Below are 3,666 nucleotides of genomic sequence, written 5' to 3' on the forward strand. Positions count from 1 at the left end.
ACCCGGCCTTCGGCCTGCCGGCGCACTGGATCGACGCCGGCCAGCGCGAAGCGGCGCAAATGGCGGGCTTTACCGTCGTTGATTCGGAAACCGTCATGGCCACCCATTTGTCACACTTGATGCAAGTGCAGGCCGCCAAGCTTTTGTCCCGTACCGAGACGCAGCAACTGGTCGAGCACGTGACGCGCCTGGCGCCCAAACTCATCGAGGAAGTCGTGCCCAAGATGGTCTCCATCACCGTGTTCCAGAAGGTGCTGCAGCTGCTGCTGGAGGAGTCCGTGCACATCCGCGACATCCGCACCATCGTCGAGACACTGGCCGAGCACGCCGGCAGCACGCAGGACCCGCACGAACTGGCCCGGCGCGTGCGCATCGCCCTGTCGCCAGCTATCGTGCAGCAGATCTACGGCCCGACCCGCGAGCTGAGCGTCATCGCCATCGAGCCCGGCCTGGAGCGCCTGTTGATGCAGGCGCTGGGCAACCCTGGCGGCCCCTCGCTCGACCCGGGCGTGGCCGACCTGCTGACGCAAAAGGCCGCCGATGTCGCCATGAAGCAGGAAGAGATGGGCCTGCCCGCCTGCCTGCTGGTGCCCGACGCCATCCGCAGCGCCATCGCCCGCCTGGTGCGCCGCGTGGCGCCGCGCCTGCAAGTGCTGGCGCACAGCGAAATCCCTGAAACCCACACCATCCGCATCGGCCCGATCCTGCAGGGGACCTCCGCATGAACATCAAACGCTTCACCGCCCCCACCGCCCGCGAGGCGTTGGCCAAGGCGCGCATGACCTTCGGCGACGGCACGCTGATCCTGTCCAACCGGCCGATCGACGGGGGTGTGGAGGTCATGGCCACCGCCGAGGAAACCCTGTCCACCCTGCACGACGAGGCGCCGGCCGCCCCCGCGCGCAGCCCCGCCACCCGGCTGCAGGAACGGGCCGACGACCTGGCCGCCAGCCCCGTGCGCCTGCAGCAGCAACCGGCCCCACCGGTCGCGCCGCGTACCCCGGCCGCCCCTGCGCGCAGCGCGGTGGCGCAAGATACCGAGCAGCTCGCCATGAGCACGCTGTCGTTCCAGGACTATGTGCGCGAGCGCATGCTGCGCCGCCGCCACGAGGCGCTGCACGGCAGCGCGCCGGAAGCGCCCGCGACAGCCACTGCGCCGCGCGCCGCCGCCCCCGCACGGCCCGCTGCGCGCAGCGCCGCCGAGGCCCAGCCTGCCAGCGCCCCCCTGGCGCGGCACAACCCGCTGCGCCCGGCCATGCACGCCGCGCTGGGCGCCGAGCACATCGGCGCGCCCGCCCGGCGCGCACCGGCGCCGGCCGCGCCCGCCCCGGTGCTGTCCACCGGCGCCGACCAGCAGAACCTGATGAAGGAGCTGCAGTCGATGAAGGAGCTGATCGAGGAGCGCTTCCACACCCTGGCCTGGCTGGGCCAGGCGCGCCAGGACCCGATCCAGTCCAACCTGATGCTGAAGCTGATCCGCGCCGGCTACTCGCCCGCGCTCTCGCGCGCCGTGCTGGAGCACCTGCCCGAGGGCCTGCCGGCCGCCGAGTCGGTGCGCTGGCTGATCGACGTGCTGGAGCGCAACCTGCGCACCGACGCGCACAGCGCGCCGCTGCAGGAAGAAGGCGGCATCTGGGCGCTGGTCGGCCCCACCGGCGTGGGCAAGACCACCACCACCGCCAAGCTGGCGGCGCAGTGCGCGCGCGTGCACGGTGCGGCCAGCGTCGGGCTGATCACGCTGGACACCTACCGCATGGGCGCGCACGAGCAGCTGCGCTCCTACGGCCGCATGCTGGGCGTGGTGGCGCACCTGGCGCACGACCGCGCCGCGCTGCAGGACCTGCTGGGCCTGCTGGCGGGCAAGAAGATGGTACTGATCGACACCACCGGCGTGGCCCCGCGCGACCCGCGCAAGGGCGATCTGCTGGACGTGCTGCAACTGCCCGGCGTCAACCGCCTGCTGGTGCTCAACGCCAGCAGCCATGGCGACACGCTGGACGACGTGTTCACCGGCTTCAAAACCACCGGCTCGCAGCAGGCCATCCTGTCCAAGGTGGACGAGGCCGTGAAGCTGGGCCCGGCCATCGACGCGCTGATCCGCCACCAGATGGTGCTGCGCGGCGTGACCAACGGCCAGCGCGTACCCGAGGACTGGGAGGCCGCCGACGCGCGCAAGCTGGTCGGCGCCTCCATGCGCACCAGCGTGCGTTCCGCGTTCGACCCCAAGGAGGCCGAACTCAACTTCTTCTTCTCGCCCGCTGCCGCTGCAGCTGGCGAACAGGGGCTGGTCGATGTGGCTTGACACCCCCGTCCACCAGGCCACCGGCCTGCACGGCTTCACGCCGCAGCAGCAGCTGCGCCTGCTGCCCGTGGTCAGCCAGCCCGGTGCCGGCAGCGTCGAGCTGGAGATGCTGTGGCAGCTGTGCTCGGCCCTGCAGCGCCTGTCCTACCCACCCGTGGTGCTGGACGGCACGGCGCAGGAAAGCGAGCGCGCCCCTGGCCTGCTGCACCTGCTCGACGGCCTGCCCTGGCCCGGCGGTGCCGATACCGCCCCCGGCGCAGCGCTGGCCGTGGTGCCCGCCGCGCGCGGATTGGCCCGGCTGGCCCATGCGCCGCAGGCCGGCCAGGCGGCTTTGCCGCTGCTCGCCGGGCTGTTTCGCAGCTACGCCGTGGCCGTGCTGTATGCCGGTGCCGAGCTGTTGGCGCCGCTCCTGCGCGCCAGCCACAGCGTGCCCCTGGTCATGACCGGGCCGGGCGCCCAGGGCATGGTGGCCAGCTACCGGCAGCTCAAGCATCTGGCGCTGCACGCCGGCCTGCCCCGCTGCACCGTGGCCTCCATCCGCCCGCCGCAGGTGCAGACGCCCGGGCGGCAGACAGCCGAGGCGCTGGACACGCTGCAGCGCAGCGCGCTGAGCCATCTGGGCCTGCAGCTGCACACCACGGCGATTGCCGCCGGGCGGGTGCAGGACATTCAGCGCCTGGCCTTGCAGCTGCTGGAGAACGCATGCACCATGGACCCGGCCCCCACCCTTTCGGACCAGAGCCACTGAACGCCACCATGTACACCGCGAAAGGCCAGCTCGACCGCGATGCACTGCTCGCCCAGCACCTGCCGCTGGTGCGCCGCATCGCCCACCACATGATCGCCAAGCTCCCGCCCAACGTGGAGCTGGACGACCTGATCCAGGTCGGCATGATCGGCCTGACCGACGCGCTGTCGCGCTACGAGGTCGCGCAGGGCGTGCAGTTCGAGACCTTTGCCAGCCAGCGCATCCGCGGTGCCATGCTCGACGAGCTGCGCGGCGGCGACTGGATGAGCCGCAGCTCGCGCAAGAGCCAGAAGGACATCGAGCAGGCGCTGCGCCGCGCCGAGCAGCGCCTGGGGCGTGTGCCGCTCGAGTCCGAAATCGCCCAGGAGCTGGGCATGCCGCTGGCCGAGTACCAGAGCCTGCTGGGCAAGGTGCGCGGCACGCAGCTGGTGTACCTGGAGGACATGCACCAGGGCGACAGCGAGGGCGACGAGGGCTTCCTGGACCGGCACGTGGCCGACGAGGCCGCGGACCCCATGGCCGTGCTGCGCGATCAGCGCCTGCGCGCCTCGCTGGTGGCCGCCATCAAGGGCCTGCCCGAGCGCGAGCAGTACATCATGGGCATGTACTACGAGCA

4 protein-coding genes are annotated in these 3,666 nt (G+C 71.8%); all 4 read left to right on the forward strand.

Annotated features, from left to right (window positions below):
- On the forward strand, positions 1 to 725 hold a 725-nt coding region (locus RT051_RS14440; protein ID WP_313077784.1), incomplete at its 5' end, for an FHIPEP family type III secretion protein.
- Entirely contained in the window at positions 722 to 2,302 is a 1,581-nt protein-coding gene (flhF, locus tag RT051_RS14445; RefSeq protein WP_313077786.1) for a flagellar biosynthesis protein FlhF, read from the forward strand. The genes RT051_RS14440 and flhF, both read left to right, overlap by 4 nt.
- Positions 2,292 to 3,050 carry a hypothetical protein gene (locus tag RT051_RS14450; protein WP_313077788.1) on the forward strand — a complete coding sequence of 253 codons (759 nt, stop codon included), beginning with the start codon at positions 2,292 to 2,294 and terminating at the stop codon, positions 3,048 to 3,050. The genes flhF and RT051_RS14450 overlap by 11 nt, the downstream gene beginning before the upstream one ends.
- Positions 3,051 to 3,058: 8 nt before the next feature.
- On the forward strand, positions 3,059 to 3,666 hold a 608-nt coding region (gene fliA / locus RT051_RS14455), incomplete at its 3' end, for an RNA polymerase sigma factor FliA (protein WP_313077790.1).

It is taken from the genome of Melaminivora sp. (assembly GCF_032059615.1).
Taxonomy (GTDB): domain Bacteria; phylum Pseudomonadota; class Gammaproteobacteria; order Burkholderiales; family Burkholderiaceae_C; genus Melaminivora.

Coding starts and splice junctions, on each gene's coding strand:
- flhF (WP_313077786.1), top strand. CDS start 722: ATGAACATCAAACGCTTCACCGCCCCCACCGCCCGCGAGGCGTTGGCC.
- RT051_RS14450 (WP_313077788.1), top strand. CDS start 2,292: ATGTGGCTTGACACCCCCGTCCACCAGGCCACCGGCCTGCACGGCTTC.